Source organism: Klebsiella sp. 4_1_44FAA, from assembly GCF_000238715.1.
In the GTDB taxonomy this organism is placed as follows: Bacteria; Pseudomonadota; Gammaproteobacteria; order Enterobacterales; family Enterobacteriaceae; genus Klebsiella; species Klebsiella pneumoniae.
In genome coordinates, this window is the sequence record NZ_JH414806.1 from 40,976 (window position 1) to 43,125 (window position 2,150).

Annotated in this window: 2 protein-coding genes; both read left to right on the top strand. The window is 67.1% G+C overall.

The window, feature by feature from the left end; translation table 11 throughout:
- Positions 1 to 1,532: sodium-extruding oxaloacetate decarboxylase subunit alpha (gene oadA, locus HMPREF1024_RS03995; protein ID WP_032451424.1), on the top strand; the 1,532-nt coding region annotated here is incomplete at its 5' end.
- Between the two features lie 15 nt (positions 1,533 to 1,547).
- A partial coding sequence (locus HMPREF1024_RS03990; RefSeq protein WP_009309625.1) for a sodium ion-translocating decarboxylase subunit beta occupies positions 1,548 to 2,150 on the top strand: 603 nt, incomplete at its 3' end.

The window sequence follows — 2,150 nt, forward strand, 5'->3', positions numbered from 1 at the left end:
TGCTGCTCCGCGGCCAGAACCTGCTCGGCTACCGCCACTACGCCGATGACGTGGTGGAGCGCTTCGTGGAGCGCGCCGTCAAAAACGGCATGGACGTCTTCCGCGTCTTCGATGCCATGAACGACCCGCGCAACATGCAGGCCGCCCTGCAGGCGGTCCGCCGCCACGGCGCCCACGCCCAGGGTACGCTTTCGTACACCACCAGCCCGGCGCACACCCTGCAGACCTGGCTCGACCTCACCGAACAGCTGCTGGAGACCGGCGTTGACTCCGTCGCCATCAAGGACATGTCCGGCATTCTGACGCCGCATGTCGCCTTTGAGCTGGTCAGCGAAATCAAGAAGCGCTACGACGTCACTCTGCACCTGCACTGCCACGCCACCACCGGGATGGCGGAGATGGCCCTGCTGAAGGCCATTGAAGCCGGGGTCGACGGCGTCGATACCGCCATCTCCTCGATGAGCGCCACCTATGGCCACCCGGCCACCGAGGCGCTGGTCGCCACCCTCGCCGGCACGCAATATGACACCGGGCTGGATATCCACAGGCTGGAGAGCATCGCCGCCTACTTTCGCGAGGTGCGCAAAAAATACCACGCCTTCGAAGGCCAGCTGAAGGGCACCGACAGCCGTATCCTCGTCGCCCAGGTGCCGGGCGGGATGCTCACCAACCTTGAAGGCCAGCTGAAGCAGCAGAGCGCCGCCCACCGTCTGGATGAGGTGCTGGCGGAAATCCCCCGCGTGCGCGAGGACCTCGGCTTCATCCCGCTGGTGACCCCGACCTCGCAGATTGTCGGCACCCAGGCGGTGCTCAACGTGCTGGGCGGCGAGCGCTACAAAACCATTGCGAAGGAGACTGCCGGTATCCTGAAGGGCGAGTACGGCCGCACCCCGGCCCCGGTGAACGCCGCCCTGCAGGCGCGGGTGCTCGACGGCGCCGACCCGGTGACCTGCCGCCCGGCGGATTTACTCAAGCCGGAGCTGGCGCAGCTGGAAGCGGATGTGAAACGCCAGGCACAGGAGAAGGGCATCACGCTTGCCGAAAACGCCATCGACGACGTGCTCACCGTGGCGCTGTTCCCGCAGCCCGGCCTGAAGTTCCTCGAAAACCGCCACAACCCGGCGGCCTTTGAGCCGGTGCCGCAGGCGGAAGCCGCGCAGCCAGTGGCAAAAGCAGAAAAACCTGCCGCCTCCGGCGTCTACACCGTGGAGGTGGAAGGCAAAGCCTTTGTGGTCAAAGTCAGCGACGGCGGTGACGTCAGCCAGCTGACGGCGGCTGCTCCTGCCTCTGCACCCGCCGCTGCCGCCCCGGCCGGCGCCGGCACCCCGGTGACCGCCCCGCTGGCGGGCACCATCTGGAAGGTGCTGGCCGCGGAAGGCCAGACGGTGGCCGCAGGCGAGGTGCTGCTGATTCTGGAAGCCATGAAGATGGAAACCGAAATCCGTGCCGCGCAGGCCGGGACCGTGCGCGGTATCGCGGTGAAAGCCGGCGACGCGGTGGCGGTCGGCGACACCCTGATGACTCTGGCGTAAGGAAAAGGAACGGAAATGGAAAGTCTGAACGCCCTGATTCAGGGCATGGGGCTGATGCACCTCGGCGCCGGCCAGGCGGTGATGCTGCTGGTCAGCCTGCTGCTGCTCTGGCTGGCGATTGCGAAGAAGTTCGAGCCGTTACTGCTGCTGCCGATTGGCTTCGGCGGCCTGCTCTCCAATATCCCGGAGGCCGGGCTGGCGCTCACCGCCCTGGAGAGCCTGCTGGCTCACCACGACCCGGCGCAGCTGGCGGTGATTGCCGCGAAGCTCCACTGCGCGCCGGACGTCCACGCCATCAAAGAGGCACTGGCGCTGGCCCTGCCGTCGGTACAGGGGCAGATGGAGAGCCTCGCGGTGGACATGGGCTACTCCGCCGGGGTGCTGGCCATCTTCTATAAGGTGGCGATTGGCTCGGGCATCGCGCCGCTGGTCATCTTTATGGGCGTCGGGGCGATGACCGATTTCGGCCCGCTGCTGGCTAACCCGCGCACCCTGCTGCTGGGGGCGGCGGCGCAGTTCGGGATCTTCGCCACCGTGCTCGGGGCGCTGACGCTGAACTACTTCGGCATCATCAGCTTCACCCTGCCGCAGGCGGCGGCCATCGGCATCATCGGCGGC